This window comes from Methylomonas subterranea (genome assembly GCF_024505185.1).
GTDB classification, from domain to species: domain Bacteria; phylum Pseudomonadota; class Gammaproteobacteria; order Methylococcales; family Methylomonadaceae; genus Methylomonas; species Methylomonas subterranea.
Genome location: NZ_JANIBJ010000030.1, coordinates 23,605 through 41,576, shown reverse-complemented (window position 1 = coordinate 41,576; position 17,972 = coordinate 23,605). Strand labels below are relative to the sequence as shown.

Sequence of the window (17,972 nt, the reverse complement as noted above, 5' to 3'; positions counted from 1 at the left end):
GGGGACAGGCCATTCACGGGAATGACAAATGGGGCAATGCAAAACGGTTGGCAGGAGTCAGGTATGTTTAGCCATTCCCGTCGTCCCCGTGAACACGGGGACCCAGCAAATGTCCTCAGCCCTCACTGGATTCCCGTCCCCGTTCGAGCCGGGGACAGGCCATTCACGGGAATGACAAACGAGGCAATGCAAAACGGTTGGCAGGAGTCAGGTATGTTTTGCTATTCCCGTCGTCCCCGTGAACACGGGGACCCAGCAAATGTCCTCAGCCCTCACTGGATTCCCGCATACGCGGGAATGACGATTTCGGTGTTGCAGGGGTATTTGCGGGGGCTGGGGTATGTCTGAAGAACCGATGGTTTCGTTTAGGCTAGGCGAAATCGCGCATGTGGAAATGGGGCAATCCCCTGATTCGCGATTCGTATATGACGATCCATTTTTAGGTTATCCGTTTCTTCAAGGCAATGCAGAATTCGGCCCGGTTTTTCCAGAACCCAAATATGGTTGTACTCGTCCGACGAAGTTGGCGAGAACTGACGATGTATTAATTTCGGTCCGGGCACCAGTTGGTTCAGTCAACGTCGCTGATCGTGATTTCTGCATTGGCAGGGGGTTAGCTGCAATCCGGTTTCGCGGAATCAAACCCTCATTGGCTGCCGAATTGTTGCTAAGACAAAATGGCGCTCTTCGCAGAGTTGCCCAAGGCACAACATTTGAAGCAATCAATAAAAGTGATCTCTTAAATCTCCATTTGCAGATCCCTGATAGTGAAGAATTGCCGACAATTGCCAAAATCCTAGACACCCTCGACACCCATCCGCGAAACCGAGGCGATCATTGCCAAGCTCAAGGCCGTCAAGCAGGGTTTAATGCATGACCTGCTGACGCGCGGCATCGACGCCAACGGCGAACTCCGCCCGCCCCAATCCGAAGCCCCGCACCTCTACAAACGCTCGCGGCTGGGTTGGATTCCGAAGGAGTGGAATACGGAAAGACTTGGAGACATTTCGGCGCTAATTACAAGTGGATCAAGAGGCTGGGCTTCGTACTATGCTGATTCCGGTTCTCTTTTCGTCCGAAGTCAAAATGTTCGAATGGGTCATCTAGATTTGGGGGATCGTCAATATGTCTTACCCCCCTCTGGAGAAGAAGGACAACGGACTAAACTTGAAGCTCTTGACTTGTTGGTAACAATAACTGGCAATGGAGTTGGAAATGTTGCCATAGTCCCAGACGATTGGCGTGTAACTTCATTTGTAAGTCAGCATGTTGGACTCGTTCGACTTTATGACCCAGAGATTACCAAGGTGGTGGTCAATTTTCTTGTAGAAGGTGCTCCCGGAAATCGGCAAATTGTCGACGCTCAATATGGACAAAGTAAGCCGGGGCTTAATTTGGATAGTCTTAGAAATATCCGGATTCCGATTCCATCAAAGAGGGAGAGAATAGAAATTGTAGAAAGTATTACCCGGTCTAATGACAGAATAATTTCTGAGGATAATGATTTGAATCAACTTAAGATGCTCAAAATTGGCCTCATGAACGACCTCCTCACCGGCCGCGTTCGCGTCACGCCCTTGCTTGGGTTATCCTGAGCATTCTTCGCCAAATCCGGAGCTTAACCATGTATGCCCATCGAATCACTCGCAAGTTGAACGGCTTGACCGTGCAGTTGGAATTACCTGAGCAATTTGCCGACTGCGCGGAAGCCGAAATCATCGTGCTGCCGTTGTCGCAAAAATCCGATGCCGATATTTCGGAACCGTCAGACGGGTTACCCGCAGCCGGAGCGAGCTTTTCCAAGCGTTGGTTGGGTAAATTTGCGTTAACTGCTGAGGAAGATGCCGCCAAAACCGATTATGTTCCTGGTTCCCAATCTTGAGCTCTCATCGTTATACATATCTATGTTTGATAACTGTCATTCCGGCATGGATTGCCGGAATCCAGGCTCCACGGACGGATCGAAACTTGCCATCCATGGCACTGGATGTCCGCTTCCCGGCGGGCATGACGGCGTTGTTGAATCTGACAAAGTAGATTAAGTGATCGATGAAAGCTGGATCAAGGCGTGTGCGGCAAACAATCAGTACCGCTATTCTCGCCACGCCGACCGCGAACGGCAGAATGATGCTTTATCGCTGGCGGATGTGGAACAGGCCTTGCGTTCTGGGCGCATTATCGAGCAGTATCCAGATACCGGCCGCGGCGAAAGCTGTTTGTTGGTGGGTTTTACCGATGCCGGCAAGCCGATCCATGCGGTCTGCGGCACACTAGGTGAATGGTTGGTGATTATTACAGTGTATATTCCCACACCACCTAAATTTAAGAATCCTTATGAGCGAGGATAAAACCATGACTGAACAATGTAGCTTCTGCGGCCACAAGCATTTAAGCCATAAGTTAACGCGTTATCTGCATCAACAAGGCGACGAGTTGTTGATTATCGATGATGTTCCCTGCCTGGAATGCGACTTCTGCGGGGAACAATATTTTGAGGCTGCCGTGTTGAAAGCCATCGAAGCCGAGCACTTGGCGATTATCAATCACCAAAAAAAGCCGACTTGGATCAAACCGGTAGCGGTCGAGTCTTTCGCTGCTTTGAGTCGGTGAATTTGAAGTTCGCCTGACGATAGTTTTTGTTAGAGAGCTTGCTATGAGATTTCTATACGCCACTATAGCTGGCTGTTACATGTTATGAGCAGCTATTGGATGGCTATTTGATTGCCGAGCCTTGGACGATATTACGGAAGAAGGATTTTCTGTCCAAGGCATTGATTTAAATGGCTTGTTATTATTTGACGGCTATTTGATTGTCAGGGGCAAAATAACTATTTTTTACCCGTCGGATGGGAAGCTTGGACCGTTTATCCATTGGTCTATAAAGCTGGATATTAGCCGCTATGAGGTTTCTATGAGCGGCGGCTATAGGACAATCGCAACTTGAAATGAGTTAATCAAACACGGAATAAATCATGGGCCGGGAACTGGAAGACGTTGAAAAACCATTTATCGCGCAGTTGACGCAACTGGGCTGGACGCCAGTCGAAGGTAGTTTGGACGACCCCGCTGTCACCGGGCGTGGTAGTTTTGCCGAGGTCATTCAGGAAGCGGTTTTGCGCGAGCGGTTGCGCGCATTGAATTTGCACGATGGCCGGCCCTGGTTGGATGACGAGCGGATTGCCGAAGCGGTGGCGGCGATTAGCCGCTTGAGTGGCCGGTTGATGGAAGCCAACGAAAAGGTCACCCGCTTGTTGATAGACGGTATTACCGTGGAAGGCCTGCCGGGTTGGGACGGCGGGCGCGGCCAGACCATCCGTTATATTGATTGGGAAACGCCCGGTAATAACCGCTTCACGGTGGTTAACCAGTACCGTGTCGATTGCCCGCCGGACTTTAATGCCGCCAAGGCTTTTATCGTGCCGGATTTGGTGTTGTTGGTGAACGGTTTGCCCATCGTCGTGGTGGAATGTAAAAGCCCGTCGATACCGGAACCCTTGGCCGAGGCGGTTGATCAATTGCGCCGCTACGCTAATCAACGTCACGCTGCGTTGGAAGTAGACGACAACGAGGGCAACGAAACCTTGTTTGCCACGGTGCAATTGCTGATTGCCAGTTCCTTCGACGAAGCGCGGGTCGGTTGTATCGGCGGCGGGTTCGAACATTTTGCGCAGTGGAAAACGGTGGTCGGGCCGGACGGTTCGGGCAACGAAGCCGAGGTGGCCGAGCGCTTAGGCAAGACGATAGTATCCGAACAACAGCGTCTGATTGCGGGCCTTTTAACGCCTGCGCATTTGCTGGATGTCATCCGGCATTTCATGCTGTTCATGCAGGCCGAAGGTCAGACCATTAAAACCGTGTGCCGCTACCAACAATACCGGGCGGTGAACAAGGCACTGAACAAGCTGAAAACCGGAAAAACCCGCAAGCAGCATGGTGAATCGGATCAGCGCGGTGGCATTATTTGGCACACCCAGGGTTCCGGTAAGAGTTTTACCATGGTGTTTTTGGTGCGCAAATTACGCGCGGAACCCTTGCTACGCCGATTCAAAGTGATCGTTGTTACCGACCGCAACGATTTGCAGCGGCAACTATCGGCGACTGCGACGCTGACAGGCGAGACGGTGGAAGTCGCCAGCAATACCACCGGCATCAAGAATTTAGCCAAGCGTAAGGGGCCGGGGCTGATCTTTGCCACCATCCAGAAATATCGCGATGCGGAGCTGGTTGATGATGCACCGTTGACAGCCGCCGATTTGCCGAAACAAGCGGGTATCTCCACGCCAAAATCTACGTACAACGCCCAAGCCGCCTTCGAGGTGTTGAACGACGACGAAGCCATTTTAGTGTTGGTGGACGAAGCGCACCGCACCCAGGCCGGCGATTTACATGCAAATCTGCTGGCCGGTTTGCCGAATAGTGCCCGCATCGGCTTTACCGGCACGCCTATTATCATGGGAGAGAAAAAGCGCACCCACGAAATTTTCGGCGAGTTCATCGACCGTTACACCATCAAGCAAGCCGAAGCGGACGGGGCCACGGTGCCGGTACTGTATGAAGGCCGCACCGCCAAGGGCGCGGTGAAGGATGGAGCCAGCCTGGACGAGTTGTTCGAGGACTTGTTTCGGCAGCACAGTCCGCAAGAGCTGGAATTGATCAAACAAAAATACGCCACCAAAGGCCAGTTGTTCGACGCACCGGCGCTGATTGCCGACAAAGCCCGCGACATGCTGCGTCACTACGTCACTTTCATCCTGCCGAATGGTTACAAGGCGCAGGTGGTGGCTTATAGCCGCTTGGCGGCGGTACGTTATTTCGAGGCCTTGCAGCTTGCCCGCGACGAGTTGTTGCGCGATGCCGAAGCTTTATCGGCGGACGACAAGATGTTGGACGATGAAGCTTTATGCCAAAGGCCGCCAAAGGTGCAGGCCGTGGTGCAAGCTTGGCGGTATCGGGAAACTTTGCGCGCGTTGCAATTTGCACCGATCATTTCCGGTAGCAACAACGATGATCCAGGCTGGAAGCCGTGGACCGATGGTTCGGCACACGAGCAATTGATCAAGCGTTTCAAAAAGCCGCTGTTGCATGCCGATCCGACCAAGACCGACCCGCTGGCGTTTTTGGTGGTGAAATCCATGTTGCTCACCGGTTTCGATGCGCCGATCGAAGGCGTGATGTACCTGGATAGGCCGATCCGCGAAGCTGAATTGCTGCAAGCTATCGCTCGGGTCAACCGCACCGGCTTTGGCAAGCGTTGCGGGATTGTGGTCGATTACTACGGCGTGGCGAGGCATTTGCGGGAAGCGCTGGCGGCTTATGCCGACGAGGACATTGAAGGTGCGTTGACCAGTCTACAGGATGAAATTCCGATACTGCGCGACCGGCATGTGCGAGTGGTGGATGTGTTTCGCCAGTGCGGCGTGGAATCGTTGGCGGAAACCGAAGCCTGTATCGAGGTTCTGGCCAGCGAAAAATTGCGTGCCGAGTTCGCGGTCAAGTTGAAGGCGTTTTTGGCGTCGCTGGATACCGTGTTGCCCCGCCCGGAAGGTTTGCCGTTCACCAAAGATGCCAAGCAGTTGGCCTATATCTATGCCCGCGCTCGTAACCGCTACAAAGACACGCCGGTGTTGGGCAAGGATGTCGGCGCCAAGGTGCGCAAGCTGATCGACGAGCATGTGATTTCCTTGGGTGTGAATCCGAAAATTCCGCCGATCCAGCTAACCGATGCCGATTTCGAGCGCCACGTCGGTCGTGCCGCCAACGACCGGGCCAAGGCCTCGGAAATGGAACACGCGATTCGCTCGCATATTAGAAAGCACCTCGATGAAGACCCGGTCGGTTACCGCAAACTGTCCGAGCGTCTTAGCGAGATTCTAAAAAGCCTGGATCAGCAATGGGACGAATTGATCACGCAATTGCAAAAAATCATTGCCGAACTGCGCAGTGGCCACGTCGTCAACGACGAAACATCTAGCGAGCTGCCGGAACATTATTTGCCGTTTCTGCGCACCGTGGTCGATGTCGTCAATGGTAGTGAAGTACCGAGTCCTGCAGAAGTCGTGCGTTTAACCGATGTAACCGTCGAGTTGGTTGATTTGCTGATCGACGAACTGAAAGGCAATCCGGAAATTTGGGCGCCGCGTAAGGCTGCCGACCAGGATGCGCTGAACGGTCGCTTGTTTGATTATCTGATGCGCTTACGTCCGGCCTTGATCGATGGCAATGGTGCCGGGGTGTTGGCGGATAAACTGATGGAACAAGCCAGAGCCAATCACGATAAATTACTGCAGGTTTGACGTGGGTATAAACGGTCATTGTGAGCTAACGGTTGATGACCTGTGCTTTGCCGTAAAATGTAGCTCGCGCCGCCGCACCCTGCAAATCACTGTGGAGCGGGACGGCAGTTTGTTGTTGTCCGCGCCGCCGGAAGTTGATGTGACTGTATTGCGCGATTTCGTGATCGAGAAGCGCGAATGGATTTACACCAAACTGGCCGAAAAAGAACGTCTGCAAAAACAGGTGCCGATCAAGCAATTCCTCGATGGCGAAGGCTTTTTATACCTGGGCCGCAGCTATCGTTTGCAGTTGGTTGATGTGCAGGCCGTGGCGTTGAAGCTGGTCAACGGCCGGTTTCGTTTGCGGCGCGACCACGTCGAACGAGGACGGGAAGCCTTTGTCGATTGGTACACCATTCATGCCACCCGCTGGTTGTGGGCCAAAGCCAGGGAATTTCAGAGCCGCATGGAAGTAAAGCCTGCCGGCGCCAAGGTGCAGGATTTGGGTTACCGCTGGGGCTCATGCGGCAAAGGCGACTGGCTGTATTTTCATTGGAAAACCGTTCTATTGCCTCCGCATATTGCAGAATATGTCGTGGTGCATGAATTAGCCCATCTGCGCCAATCGCATCATACGCCTGAGTTTTGGCGGTTGCTTGAACGCGTGTTACCTGATTTCGAGAGACGAAAGATTTGGTTAGCCGAGAATGGCATCAGCGTAGATGGGCTTTGACGTGAAAACGCGAAACCAACTCAGCTTAAATATTGAACCCAAATCGAATAAACGAGCCTGGGACATTAAAGCCACCGGCCTGCCTCGTGCTGCCAACCGGCGTATTGGCTCCACCGATCAGCTTGTTGATGAAGACCTTTGGTCTGTTGCGGCGAAACGCAACCGCAAACAGGCCCCGATAGCGTTATTTGGTCAAAATCAATTTGCCGTTGCTGGTGATACGGAGCCGGTATTCGTCGCCTTGATGATCAATGACGATCTCGTTTCGGTCGGCGAACAACTGCTTGCTGTTGATCCGAGGCCGGACGCCGTCGTTTTCTCCGTTCGTCGGCCGCCGGACTTCCGCCGTTTTCGGTTGATACGCTGGGTTGGTCATAAAGGATCTCAATGGTAAAGCGCAATTAAAACGGCGCACGCTGCTGATACTTTGGAGGATGACCAGGTGCGCCGGTGATAGCACGAGAGAAGACTATCGGATACAAATGATAATGATTCTCAATATAATGTCAAGTGAAAAGACAACAGGCTTGCCCGCAACATGTTGGCTGCCAATTCTTCGGCGTATCACGCCATCGCGGATTCCCCCTCGCTCGATTATTCTTTCCTACCCGACACCGCTCTAGGTTTTACTCCGCGTATTCAAATTATTAATAACCGTAAAGCTCTAATTTTCATGGCTATTTTTATAAATAAACAGCAATTAATTAAATGTGTTTTCTTTGCTTCAGTTATCGGATTCAGGCGAGTAGAATCCAAAAGGCGTCAATTCGAAAATAGGAAAATAATAATGAAAAAGAATTATGCAGCGGTGATGTTGTTGGGCTTGGTCTTGGGTGCTCCGGCGGTATTTGCGGACACACCCTTGCAATCCAAGGATGAAGTGAACGGTTCCTGGAAACTGGACCACACCAAAAAAAATGCAGCCAGCGAGGAGAATATCAAGCGGGAAGACACTTGGAATTTTAAAGACGGTAAAGTCACTATTTTACATATTCCGCGGGAGGGGACTTTTTACGACCAGCCGCCGGTCAATTACGAGGTGGAAGACGGTAAATTAAAAATCGCCATTTTGGGCCGGCCCGATAAATTCGACGTGTATTCCCTGGTGGAAATAAACGACAAAAATATGACTTTAAAAGGTAAATTCGGCGATTTGTATTTTTTTAACAAAAAATAAGGCCAAACTGTTTCTGGCGGAGCATCAGGTTCCGCCAGGACTGTCCTGTATTTTTAGAATCCGCCTGAAAGTCAACGACAAACTCAAGTATCAACGGTTTTTTTTGTGTTGATTTTCCCGGTACTGCTGATAAAGGCTTAACATGCCGTCGAGAGACTCGGGTTGTATTCGGGTGATGGTTTTAATGTGAAACAGATCCAGAATCTGCTGGCCCGCAATACTGTTGGGGAGCTGTTGCAAATTGCCGCGAATGGCATTTGCTTCCGTATCCGGGTTATTTTTGAATACCAGTATCAAGGCCATGATGAAATCGGCGCCGGAGTGATGAACTATCTTAATGCCCTGTTTTACCGCCGGATTGAGTTCGGTGACCAAGTCGACAATATGGCTGGGAACCAGACAGGCGTCGCTGGTTTTGAAATAGACGTCCAAGACCGATTGAGACAGAGTTCTGGTGTCCTTGATAGCTTTAAAAAAACGCTCGGGCGATGTATTGGCTTCCCGTTTGATAAGTTGTTCCAAATAAAATCCCATCAGTAAATCATCGGTGAATGTAGACAGGCGTTTGCCGGACAGGCTGCGAATATCCTTATAATCGACGTCGTTGTTGACAATTAACACATAGTCTTCACCAAGTTCCTGACCGCGCTGGGCCGCCCATATTTCGTCGGTTATCAAGGGACGCAGTTGCTCGATATGGGAGATATAAAAATAGCTGTTGATCAGGCTGTAATTGAGTTTTCCCGTGCTTGCCAAGTCCAGCAGTTCCCGCATGCTGTTTAACGGTGTAACCCTTAATTCCGTATCGACATTTTTGGTTAATTCCTTGGCCAGTATTTGCAGGGCGACCTGCTTGTCGGTGTTGTTTAGCTCTTTTAAGCCGGTCCCTATATACGCCAGCGTCATGTTATTTTCCAGGGCGGGCGCGGGGCTGGCGCACAAGCCCAAGCCGAGCAGGCCTCCGAGCAAAACAGTCACGATACTGTGTTTCGACATCTCAAATTTGGGGTATGTAAAAATTAGGCGCTAAAACGGCTGGTCATTTTTTCGGCGGGCTGTCCGCGAAGGTCCATGCGTAATCTATGGTCAGCGGTGCATGGTCGCTGAAGCGTTGGTCCTTATAAATGTCGCAGGATACCGCGCTGCCGGCCAGTTGAGGGGTTGCCACCTGATAGTCTATGCGCCATCCCACGTTTTTGTCCCAAGCCCGGCCACGGTTGCTCCACCAGGTGTAGCAGGCGTCGGTGGCGTCCGGATGCAGCTTTCTATAAACATCCACCCAGCCTTGCTGGTGCAAAACCTGTCCGAACCAGGCTCTTTCTTCCGGCAGAAAGCCGGAGTTTTTTTGGTTGCAGCGCCAGTTCTTTAAATCGGCTTGTTGGTGGGCGATATTCCAATCGCCGCATACCACGACATCGCGGCCGCTGGCCATCAATTCCGCCAGATGCGGGTAAAACCGCGCCATGACGCTGAATTTGACGGCTTGGCGTTCCGCTCCGCTGGAACCGGAGGGAAGATACAACGAGACCACCGATAAATTGCCGAAACGAGCTTCCAGATAGCGGCCTTCCGCATCGATATCGGTGTGTCCCAAGCCCTCTATGAACTCATCGGCCGGCTGTCTGCTGTATATGCCCACGCCGCTGTAGCCTTTTTTTTCCGCGTAATGAAAATAACCGTAATAGCCGTTCGGGCGTCGCATTTGCTCGGAAAGATCGGCCTGTTGGGCTTTCAATTCCTGCAGACAGATCAAATCAGCCCGTTGTTTGTCCAGCCATTCGTACATGCCTTTACTGGCCGCGGAGCGGATGCCGTTCAGGTTAAGGGAGATGATGCGCATGTCGGCTTGCAAGAATTAAGGGCGAAAAGGAGATTATTGTTCTAACATCTTGAATTGTCGTGTATTTTGTTTGTGCAGTATTGTGGTATTTTATACCGGAAAGCAGGCTGGAAAGTGTTTCTTTCCCTAATTCCATGGGTAAAAAAGTGCGGGGATGGCCGGAATGGGTAGCGCAAAAGTGAAAAATTTCGATTTCAGTCGGGCCGATGACGATGCGGACGCCTCCGCGCGGCAAATCGACCGACTCAAGCGCCTGTATGAGTTAAGCTTGCTGATGTCGGGCGACCCGATGGAGGTTTTTGCCTATGCCGCCCGCATGATAGGCGAGCTGCTGGCTGTCAAGGTGGTCTGTCTGTCCGAGATTCAAGGCGACCAATTGCAGTTCTTGAGCGTCTATGTGCAAGGAGATATTTTCACCAACGCCGGTTCGTGTCAGTTGGCCGTCACCCCTTGCGCTACCGTCGAAGCCGCCAAGGATATTCGAGTGATCCAGAATGTGGCGGCGCAATTTCCACGGGCCGCTTTTTTGCGGCAGCATAACGCTTATTCCTATTGCGGTTTTCCGGCCCTGGATAACGCGGGCAACGTGGTGGCGGTGACCTGTCTTTTGGATGACAAGCCGCGCGATTTCACCGAACAAGATCTGGAACTGTTGCGCATTATCGGTCAGCGCATCGGCATGGAATTGGAACGCAAGCGCCTGGGCCAACAGAAGGAAGCCACCCTAGCGGCGCTGCGGGCCAGCGAACAGCAAAACCGCCTAATACTGGACAATGCCGGAGACGGCATCATTATCCTGAACGAGCATGGCCTGATCGAAAGCTTTAACCGCACCGCGCGGGAGATGTTCGGTTATGCGGCCGACACCGTGTTGGGCCGGCCCGCGCAATTCCTGTTTGCCGGCGGCGAGCACGCCGACGGGGATCAAGCCTTCGACCGGCTGCTTAAGCGGGTGCAAAAAGGCGGGGTAATCGGGGCCACCGAGATTTTGGCTTATTACGCCGATAATTCAGCTTTTCCGGTGGAGTTATCGATAGCCTGCCTGCCGATGGCCAAGCGGCAACTTTATACCCTGATTGTGCGCGACATCACCCTGCGCAAGCATTTCGAACAAAAGCTGTCGCAAACCCACACGGTATTCGAAAATACTTCCGAGGGTATCGTCATCACCGATACCGATAACCGTATCGTGGCGGTCAACAAGGCCTTATGCGCCATGACGGGGTACAGTCAGGCCGAATTGATCGGTCAGCGACCATCCAAATGGAAATCCGGATTGCATGACGGGCGATTTTTCAGCGAATTATGGCGGTCCCTGCTGCAGACGGGCCAATGGCGAGGCGAAATCTGGAACCGGCACAAGTCCGGCGAAGTGATTCCGATGCTGGAAAATATCAATGTGGTCAGGGACGGCAGCGGCGCTATCAGCAGCTATGTCGCCATCATGACCGATATTACCGGCATCAAGAAGATTGAAGAGCGGCTGTCCCATTTGGCCCATCACGACCCGTTGACCGGCCTGGCCAACCGGATTCTGCTGGAAGAGCGGGTGTCGTTGGCTATGCGGTGGGCCGAACAGCAGCAACATAAAATGGCGGTGCTGTTTATCGACCTGGACCGCTTTAAAAACATTAACGACAGTTTCGGGCATTCCGTGGGCGACCAGCTGCTGAAGGAGGTGGCGAAGCGGCTGGCTTTGGCCGTGCGCGAAACCGATACCGTTTCCCGGCTGGGCGGGGATGAATTCGTGGTGATACTCGGCGAGCTGGCCGGGCCGGAACTGGCTCATGCCGTGGCCGGTAAATTGTCCGAGTTGTTGAGTCGCGCCATCGTGGCGGACGGGCGGGAGTTCATCGTTACGCCCAGCATAGGCATAGCCATGTACCCGGAAGACGCTTCCAGTATCGAGGACTTGTTCAAGCATGCCGATACCGCCATGTATCACGCCAAAAACCAGGGCCGGAATAACTGCCAGTTTTATAGCGCCGGTTTGAGCCGCACGGTCTACGAAAATCTGATGCTGGAAAGCGCCTTGCGCAATGCGGAGGAGCGCGGCGAGTTGAGCGTACATTTTCAGCCGCAATTCGATATGGCGACCGGCGAACTGATAGGCGCGGAAGCCTTGGCCCGTTGGCTGCATCCCGAGCTGGGCCTCGTCTCGCCGGCGCAATTCATTGCCCTGGCCGAGGAATCCGGTCAGATCGTCAAATTGGGCGAATGGGTGGTCCGAAACACCTGCCGGCAAATCAAGCAGTGGCTGAGCGGTGGGCTGAAACTGGACCGAGTGTCGGTCAACGTGTCCGCCCTGCAAATTCAGCGCGGTAATTTCGCCGAATCGGTGGGGCGAATTTTGTGCGAAACCGGGCTGGAGGCCGGTTTTCTGGAGCTGGAAGTCACCGAGAGCTTCATTATCGAGGCGGAACAGTCTCTTGTGATGCTGGATGCCCTGCGGCAAATGGGAGTGGAACTGGCCATAGACGACTTCGGTACCAGCTATTCCAGCCTGAAATATTTAAAGCGCTTGCCCATTCAGCGTTTGAAAATAGACCAGTCCTTTGTGCGGGATATTCCGAACGATCCCAACAGCAATGCCATTGCCCGGGCGGTGATCGCCATGGCCAGCAGTTTGCAGCTGGAAACGGTGGCGGAGGGCATAGAAAATTCCCAACAGCGGGATTTTTTAATGGCGGAAGGATGCCGCTCCGGACAGGGGTATTTTTTCGGAAAACCGGTGCCCGCCGCCGAATTCACTCGGCTTTATCTGGCGGAGTCTTAACGGGCCGGCGGGATGCGTTCGGCCTAATCTGAAAGGCATGGCGGGAGCGACTGCCTTTGATTTGCCGGGGCGGTGCCAGGTCCGCATGATCGTTAGGCATAGCCAAGCGCTTAATTCTTGATTAAAATACTAGGTAAAAGCATAATTATTTTTTTATCAGTTACTTAGAGAGAGTTTTATGGCCGATCCCATTGTATTTACCGACAGTGCCGCAAGCAAGGTTGCGGGTTTGATTCAGGAAGAGGGTAACGACAACCTCAAATTGCGGGTGTACATCACCGGCGGCGGTTGCTCCGGGTTCCAATACGGCTTTACCTTCGATGAGGAGGTCAACGACGATGACACCCAAATCCAAAACGGCGGCGTGACCGTTTTGATCGATTCCATGAGCATTCAATACCTGAATGGCGCCGAGATCGATTACAAGGAAGATCTCAGCGGTGCCCAGTTCGTGATCCGCAACCCCAACGCCACCACCACCTGCGGCTGCGGTTCCTCCTTCTCGGCTTGAGGTCCGGGCCCGCCTGCTTAGCGCAGCCAGTTGATTTCCCGCGCGGTGGCGTCTCCCAGCATGCATTCGGCCAGACTTTCCGGCATGCGCATGCGGGTTTCCGACAGCGGAATCCGGCCCGCCATGATTTCCGCCCGCTGTTGCGGGTAGAGCGGGGACCGGTCGGGATCGGCATAACCTAGCGGAAATAGCGCGCTGTTGTCCGCCGCGTATTTGTCGGTGGCGCCGACGGTATGCAGCACTTCGTGAGCGATGACGACATTGTTCCGCTGATCATGATCGATGGCCGCAAAGGCCTGTACCAACGCTACCAGCCCCTTGTCCAAGCCCAAGGAATGCTGTAAGCGTTTGTCCTTGCCGGCCGCATGATATTGCACGAATACCCTTACCCGGCGAATGTTGGAGTCCGCATCCGGGGTGTTCCTGTACACCCAATATCGAAATTGAATACCCCACCAGATTATCGCCGCATAACCGGCGTCCGGTAACGGCGCCGGTGGCGGTTGTACGCTTACGACCGGCCCCAGCGTGGTGACGGTTGGCTGTTCGACGATCAAATCGTAGTCGCGGCTTTGGTCGGCGAAGAAGCGGTCTAGCGGGGCGAATACGCCGTCGTCCAGCTCGCGGATATAGTCGTCGACGGTCGGATTGCCGGGTTCGGCATTGATGGGGTAAATCACCAACCGCAAGGGTTCCGTCCAGTTGCGGGATTTGAGTTTTTGTTGTTGGGCGTAAAACGCCAGTCCGAGAAACAGCAATAGCAGAATCAGGACACGGATGGTTTTGAATAAGGTCAATGGGCCAAACCGCCGGGTCAGGGCAGCGATGAAAGCGGCGGCGATTCCGCCGGTAAGACGAATTTGTAGCTGCCCTTGCGTATATTCACAAATACCAGCTCCGGCAGGCTCATCAAGATGCCGCGCCCGCCGTCCCGCAAGGCGGATCCTTCGTCGAACGGGCTTTGTAACAGGCCCCATAAGCCTTGGCCCAAGCCGGTCAGCAAATTGAAGGCGCCGAATAGCGGCCGCGGCAACAGGCTGTCGTCGGTAAAAAACAGAAACGCCGCATCGTCTGGATTGTAGCGGTACAGCTCGGCGGTCAACACGTTAGATTCCCGCGCGAACACCCAGGGGGCAAATTCCTCGGCATGGCGTTTTGCCAATTGTTGCCGGCGATAAGATGGCAGTATGCGGGTCCGGCTGACCGGGTAGTGCTGTTGCACGCTGGCGAAGGCGCGGAACGGTATCGGATTCAGGTCCGGGTCGATAACGCCGCCCAGGCTTGTCTCGGCTTCCGCGCCCATGGCTTGCTGAATGCCGCGAAACAGTTCGGTGACGCAATTGCGGGATAACAGCCGATAGGCGTACTGCCGCTCCAGCGCTTCGGCCAATTCCGACAACCGGCCCTGCCGGACCAGCAAAGCCTGCTGCAACCGCGGCACGGATAAATCCGGCACCAGCCATGCCGGCAACGGCAAGGGTCTTAGCGGCAAATGCAGCTGACCGATATAGCGCAGGGTTTGCGAGGTCCGGCTGCTTTGCCATGCGTGGTAGCGGTTGGCGGCGATTTCCAGATCGGTGTAGCTTAAATCGTCCAGGGCTTGTTTGGGGCTCAACTCCCGCCAAAGCCGGCGCCAGCGCTGTTGCGCCGCCAGATGCTGTTGCCGCATGGCGTCGGATTGATTGGCGTAGTCCGAGAGCGAAATTACGCTTGTCGCCGGATCGAAGTCATCCAGAAAAACCCAGCGTTGGTTAAGCAAGCTTTGCTCCGCCGCCACCAAGCGGGCCATGGCTATCAAAAGCGCCTGTCCCCAATCCGGCCGTTTTGAGCTCAGCAGCATGCCGGCGCTACGCAGCAATCGCCGCCGGTACAAGCGCAAACTTTGCCGTTGGGCGTCGTCCATATCTCCGTCGGCACTATCCAGGCTATGGCAGGCGTTTGCGGCCAATGGCTTTGCGGATTGCAAAACCCGTAGAGCCAAGGCGCCGTTCAACAAATCCAGGTAACGCTGCGAGAAGGTATAACTTGAGGACTGAACGGATGACTCCTCGGGGGACAAGCGCCGAATCGATGTAGCCAGCGCCCGCGCACGCCCGGCCAAAAAGGCCTCGCCATGCTGTTGCCGCAGCTGGTTGCGCAACTGTCCCAGCACGCTGGCGGCCGCCTCCCGCGTTTGACAGGGGCCGGTGACGGGTGTTTTGTCGAAATCGCCGGCAGCATAAAACAATCCGGCGCCGGGCAATTGCAAGGCCGGGTGGGGAAGAGCCGGGGCGGCCGTTTTCAGGCTCAGCAACCATCTCAGCAGGTGGCCGTCGTTTTCCAAGGCCCGGAGATGCCTGAATTGCCTGTCCTGTTCCCAAAAGCGGCGCTGGAAGTGATCCAGTAACTTGGCATGGGTGTCATCGGAAACTTCGATGTCGGCTACATGCAGATTACGGTTTTGCCGGTAACGATAGTCGAAATCGAAGTCCGAGGCCTCGTCGCGGGTCAGGCGTATCAGACCGTCGCTGTATTGGTAATGGAAAACCGTGTCATCCAGTTGCAGTGCGACGTGGCCGCCGCTGGCGCTGCCTTCGTTGGCTTCGATATACAGATAGCGCAGGGTTTTGGCGTCGGCGCTGCTAAACCACAGCAACGCCAACAGCCCAGCCAGACGTTTCAAGGCTATTTCTGATTGTCGTAGCCTTCCTGAATCAGCCGCATTTTTTCGCTGTCGCCGTCGGCGAAATTTTTCTTGAAGGTTTCATAGCCCACGCCGTCGATACGGGCTTTTTTCAAAGCCTTGCCCATGGCCCTGTAAGTCAGGGGATCGTCTTCCCAATCGCTGATGCCGTGCCGTTCGGCGATCTCCGCCAAGCCTTTTTGGAAGTCGTTATAGTCGCTTGCGTCGGACGAGGATTTGACATAGGCATAAGTGTAATCCAGCACGTCCGCCTGATATTTTTTGCTGTTTTTGGAAGAAGATATGGAAGACGGCGATGAGGCCAGATCGGAGACGCTGCCCAGGCTGTCGGAACTGGATTCCGAACTATGCGAAAAAGAGCAGGCATTCAAGGCCAACAGCAAGCATGGCAAGGCGATAGATTGTAAAAAAGTTTTAAAACCGGACATGGCGGTCTCCCGAGAAAGTGTTTCCATAGGGTTCATGATAAAGATATCTACGGTGGTTCAGCAAACATTATTCGTCCGTCACCAGGAATGAATCATTAGGGCGACTTTTGGTTGAGGAAGCGGCTGGCGGAAAGGAAATCTCACCGTTTTGGTTCGAAACAATTGAAACAAAAACCGCCAAACGGGAAATAAACCGGAAACATGCAGTAAGCAAACTGTTCCCCAGGCAATACACCAAGCCACGCGGAAATAGCTGACATTGCCCATGCAGACGGTTGGGTCCGGCTTGCCCCGGAAACATTGCCGTCACCGATGAACCTCAACTGAGAACATAACATGAACACACGTACCGCTTACTCAATCCTAGTCCTATTCATATTGATAGGCCTGCAATCCGCTCGGGCCGCCGGCGAATTCGGATTCTATTCGGGTAGCAACTGCAAGGCCGTCAACGGTGCCGATACCTCATCCTTTCGAACCGATACCGTGGGCATTTGGTACACGAGTAATACATCCGGCAATAAATCCGTGCTTTGTCCGATAACACGCCAGAATCCATTGAATAACAACGGCACTCAAAGCGTGGCGATAAAAGTTCGATCATCGGGAGGCGACGCACTGACCTGTACCAGTCAAGCCCTGGATGCCAATTCCAATTTGGTGGCCTCCAAAACGGCGTCAACTACCAGCAGTTCTGTTACCTCGCTCAATTTGACGCTGGACAAAGGTGGAGTCTTTGGAACCTATGTCATTTTCTGCAACCTTCCCCCTCACGGATCGGTCTGGAATTACACCGTCATTGAAAAATAAGCGTTGCTCCGGCGCGCATCTTCAAATGCCGCCACGCCTGGGAGGTATAACATGAAAATTGGTACGGGAATCTATCTGGCGCTTGCCTTGGCGGCCTCGTATTGGCTGACCTACGAAAGCCTCGGCGTTGAAGGAGCGAATGCGGCGCAAGGTATCGTCTCCCGCCACGAGTCGGTGCCGGTCGCTCAAAGCGCGCCTAACGCGGTTGTGAAGGCGGAAATTGCCGATCTGCGGCGGAGTGTAGGTTTACTCAAGGACGAGTTTGCCGCGCTTCGTAAAGAAATTACGCGGCAAGGCGCGAGAGCCAGTGCCCAAGTGGCGGCAAGCGATGAAGCATCCACCGCTCTGCCGGCGGACGACTTAGAGGCCATTGCCGAACAGGCGCTGCAGGATGCGGAAACGCTGCACAACAAACGGATGGAAACCATAAGCCAGGCCTTGACGAGTCAAGCCGTGGATTACGCTTGGGCCGAACAGGCAAAGCGGACCATAGGCGAGGTGCTGGAGGACGAAACTTTCCAGGAGGCCGAACTGCGGCATCTCGAATGCCGCGCCACCCTGTGCAAAATAGAGTTATCACACGGCGATACCGGCAGTTCCCAGGAACTTGGCATGCGGCTTTCGTTGGCGCTAGGGGCCGAACTGCCGCAAATGACGATGCAGCGGTCAGCCAACCAAGACGGCACGGTATCCACTGTTTTATATCTCGCCAGAGACGGCTATGATTTTCCGGGCTGACAAG

General features: G+C 53.7%; 19 protein-coding genes. 13 read left to right on the top strand and 6 right to left on the bottom strand.

The window, feature by feature from the left end; all coding sequences use genetic code 11:
• The first annotated feature begins 340 nt into the window (after nucleotides 1–340).
• The 8 genes from NP590_RS15250 to NP590_RS15215 all read left to right on the top strand — a co-directional run bounded on the left by NP590_RS15250 (nucleotide 341) and on the right by NP590_RS15215 (nucleotide 7,005).
• Nucleotides 341–877 carry a restriction endonuclease subunit S gene (locus tag NP590_RS15250; protein WP_256603443.1) on the top strand — a complete coding sequence of 179 codons (537 nt, stop codon included), beginning with the start codon at nucleotides 341–343 and terminating at the stop codon, nucleotides 875–877.
• The gene (locus NP590_RS15245; protein ID WP_256603442.1) at nucleotides 870–1,595 is read left to right on the top strand and encodes a restriction endonuclease subunit S; all 726 of its coding nucleotides are present in this window, start codon (nucleotides 870–872) and stop codon (nucleotides 1,593–1,595) included. Before NP590_RS15250 ends, NP590_RS15245 begins: the two co-directional genes overlap by 8 nt.
• A gap of 65 nt (nucleotides 1,596–1,660) precedes the next feature.
• Nucleotides 1,661–1,882, top strand: a complete 222-nt coding sequence (locus tag NP590_RS15240) for a hypothetical protein (protein ID WP_256603441.1) — start codon at nucleotides 1,661–1,663, stop codon at nucleotides 1,880–1,882.
• Nucleotides 1,883–2,042: 160 nt separating this feature from the next.
• Nucleotides 2,043–2,348, top strand: coding sequence for a DUF4258 domain-containing protein (locus NP590_RS15235; protein WP_256603439.1), 306 nt, complete (start codon nucleotides 2,043–2,045; stop codon nucleotides 2,346–2,348).
• Between the two features lie 4 nt (nucleotides 2,349–2,352).
• Nucleotides 2,353–2,610, top strand: coding sequence for a type II toxin-antitoxin system MqsA family antitoxin (locus NP590_RS15230; RefSeq protein WP_256603437.1), 258 nt, complete (start codon nucleotides 2,353–2,355; stop codon nucleotides 2,608–2,610).
• Between the two features lie 121 nt (nucleotides 2,611–2,731).
• Nucleotides 2,732–2,944, top strand: coding sequence for a hypothetical protein (locus NP590_RS15225; protein WP_256603435.1), 213 nt, complete (start codon nucleotides 2,732–2,734; stop codon nucleotides 2,942–2,944).
• Nucleotides 2,945–2,972: 28 nt separating this feature from the next.
• Complete coding sequence (locus tag NP590_RS15220) at nucleotides 2,973–6,293, top strand: type I restriction endonuclease subunit R (RefSeq protein WP_256603434.1); 3,321 nt, start codon at nucleotides 2,973–2,975, stop codon at nucleotides 6,291–6,293.
• Between the two features lies 1 nt (nucleotide 6,294).
• Nucleotides 6,295–7,005 (top strand): M48 family metallopeptidase, encoded by a 711-nt coding sequence (locus NP590_RS15215; protein ID WP_256603432.1) that lies wholly within the window; start codon nucleotides 6,295–6,297, stop codon nucleotides 7,003–7,005.
• A gap of 184 nt (nucleotides 7,006–7,189) precedes the next feature.
• On the opposite strand, the gene hemP is transcribed toward NP590_RS15215, so the two are convergent.
• On the bottom strand, nucleotides 7,190–7,381 hold the full coding sequence (gene hemP / locus NP590_RS15210; RefSeq protein WP_256603430.1) for a hemin uptake protein HemP: 192 nt from the start codon (nucleotides 7,379–7,381) through the stop codon (nucleotides 7,190–7,192).
• 411 nt (nucleotides 7,382–7,792) lie between these two features.
• Between hemP and NP590_RS15205 the strand changes: the two genes are divergently transcribed.
• Entirely contained in the window at nucleotides 7,793–8,182 is a 390-nt protein-coding gene (locus NP590_RS15205; protein ID WP_256603429.1) for a lipocalin family protein, read from the top strand.
• A gap of 90 nt (nucleotides 8,183–8,272) precedes the next feature.
• On the opposite strand, the gene NP590_RS15200 is transcribed toward NP590_RS15205, so the two are convergent.
• Nucleotides 8,273–9,178, bottom strand: a complete 906-nt coding sequence (locus NP590_RS15200; protein ID WP_256603428.1) for a phosphate/phosphite/phosphonate ABC transporter substrate-binding protein — start codon at nucleotides 9,176–9,178, stop codon at nucleotides 8,273–8,275.
• A 43-nt stretch (nucleotides 9,179–9,221) separates the two neighbouring features.
• On the bottom strand, nucleotides 9,222–10,022 hold the full coding sequence (locus NP590_RS15195; RefSeq protein WP_256603427.1) for an exodeoxyribonuclease III: 801 nt from the start codon (nucleotides 10,020–10,022) through the stop codon (nucleotides 9,222–9,224).
• A gap of 163 nt (nucleotides 10,023–10,185) precedes the next feature.
• On the opposite strand from NP590_RS15195, the gene NP590_RS15190 reads away from it, so the two are divergent.
• Nucleotides 10,186–12,798, top strand: a complete 2,613-nt coding sequence (locus tag NP590_RS15190) for a sensor domain-containing phosphodiesterase (protein ID WP_256603424.1) — start codon at nucleotides 10,186–10,188, stop codon at nucleotides 12,796–12,798.
• A gap of 178 nt (nucleotides 12,799–12,976) precedes the next feature.
• The gene (gene erpA / locus NP590_RS15185) at nucleotides 12,977–13,309 is read left to right on the top strand and encodes an iron-sulfur cluster insertion protein ErpA (protein WP_196437847.1); all 333 of its coding nucleotides are present in this window, start codon (nucleotides 12,977–12,979) and stop codon (nucleotides 13,307–13,309) included.
• Nucleotides 13,310–13,326: 17 nt separating this feature from the next.
• On the opposite strand, the gene NP590_RS15180 is transcribed toward erpA, so the two are convergent.
• From NP590_RS15180 to NP590_RS15170, 3 genes are read right to left on the bottom strand one after another with little or no spacing between them, the layout of a single operon-like run.
• Nucleotides 13,327–14,106, bottom strand: a complete 780-nt coding sequence (locus tag NP590_RS15180) for a hypothetical protein (protein WP_256603423.1) — start codon at nucleotides 14,104–14,106, stop codon at nucleotides 13,327–13,329.
• A 17-nt stretch (nucleotides 14,107–14,123) separates the two neighbouring features.
• Complete coding sequence (locus NP590_RS15175; RefSeq protein WP_256603422.1) at nucleotides 14,124–15,971, bottom strand: hypothetical protein; 1,848 nt, start codon at nucleotides 15,969–15,971, stop codon at nucleotides 14,124–14,126.
• Nucleotides 15,972–15,973: 2 nt separating this feature from the next.
• A complete protein-coding gene (locus NP590_RS15170) occupies nucleotides 15,974–16,420 on the bottom strand; it encodes a putative lipoprotein (RefSeq protein WP_256603421.1) in 447 nt (148 codons plus the stop codon).
• Nucleotides 16,421–16,756: 336 nt separating this feature from the next.
• Here NP590_RS15170 and NP590_RS15165 point away from each other — a divergent pair, with 336 nt between their 5' ends.
• Nucleotides 16,757–17,230: a hypothetical protein gene (locus tag NP590_RS15165; RefSeq protein ID WP_256603420.1), complete on the top strand. Its 474-nt coding sequence runs from the start codon at nucleotides 16,757–16,759 to the stop codon at nucleotides 17,228–17,230.
• Between the two features lie 51 nt (nucleotides 17,231–17,281).
• Nucleotides 17,282–17,968 (top strand): hypothetical protein, encoded by a 687-nt coding sequence (locus tag NP590_RS15160; RefSeq protein ID WP_256603419.1) that lies wholly within the window; start codon nucleotides 17,282–17,284, stop codon nucleotides 17,966–17,968.
• Nucleotides 17,969–17,972: the final 4 nt, after the last annotated feature.

Bases quoted from the DNA above. Each gene is read 5' to 3' on its own strand.
- NP590_RS15250 (WP_256603443.1), top strand. From the start codon at position 341: ATGTCTGAAGAACCGATGGTTTCGTTTAGGCTAGGCGAAATCGCGCAT.
- NP590_RS15245 (WP_256603442.1), top strand. From the start codon at position 870: ATGCATGACCTGCTGACGCGCGGCATCGACGCCAACGGCGAACTCCGC.
- NP590_RS15230 (WP_256603437.1), top strand. From the start codon at position 2,353: ATGACTGAACAATGTAGCTTCTGCGGCCACAAGCATTTAAGCCATAAG.
- NP590_RS15220 (WP_256603434.1), top strand. From the start codon at position 2,973: ATGGGCCGGGAACTGGAAGACGTTGAAAAACCATTTATCGCGCAGTTG.
- hemP (WP_256603430.1), bottom strand. From the start codon at position 7,381: ATGACCAACCCAGCGTATCAACCGAAAACGGCGGAAGTCCGGCGGCCG.
- NP590_RS15205 (WP_256603429.1), top strand. From the start codon at position 7,793: ATGAAAAAGAATTATGCAGCGGTGATGTTGTTGGGCTTGGTCTTGGGT.
- NP590_RS15200 (WP_256603428.1), bottom strand. From the start codon at position 9,178: ATGTCGAAACACAGTATCGTGACTGTTTTGCTCGGAGGCCTGCTCGGC.
- NP590_RS15195 (WP_256603427.1), bottom strand. From the start codon at position 10,022: ATGCGCATCATCTCCCTTAACCTGAACGGCATCCGCTCCGCGGCCAGT.
- NP590_RS15190 (WP_256603424.1), top strand. From the start codon at position 10,186: ATGGGTAGCGCAAAAGTGAAAAATTTCGATTTCAGTCGGGCCGATGAC.
- erpA (WP_196437847.1), top strand. From the start codon at position 12,977: ATGGCCGATCCCATTGTATTTACCGACAGTGCCGCAAGCAAGGTTGCG.
- NP590_RS15170 (WP_256603421.1), bottom strand. From the start codon at position 16,420: ATGTCCGGTTTTAAAACTTTTTTACAATCTATCGCCTTGCCATGCTTG.
- NP590_RS15165 (WP_256603420.1), top strand. From the start codon at position 16,757: ATGAACACACGTACCGCTTACTCAATCCTAGTCCTATTCATATTGATA.
- NP590_RS15160 (WP_256603419.1), top strand. From the start codon at position 17,282: ATGAAAATTGGTACGGGAATCTATCTGGCGCTTGCCTTGGCGGCCTCG.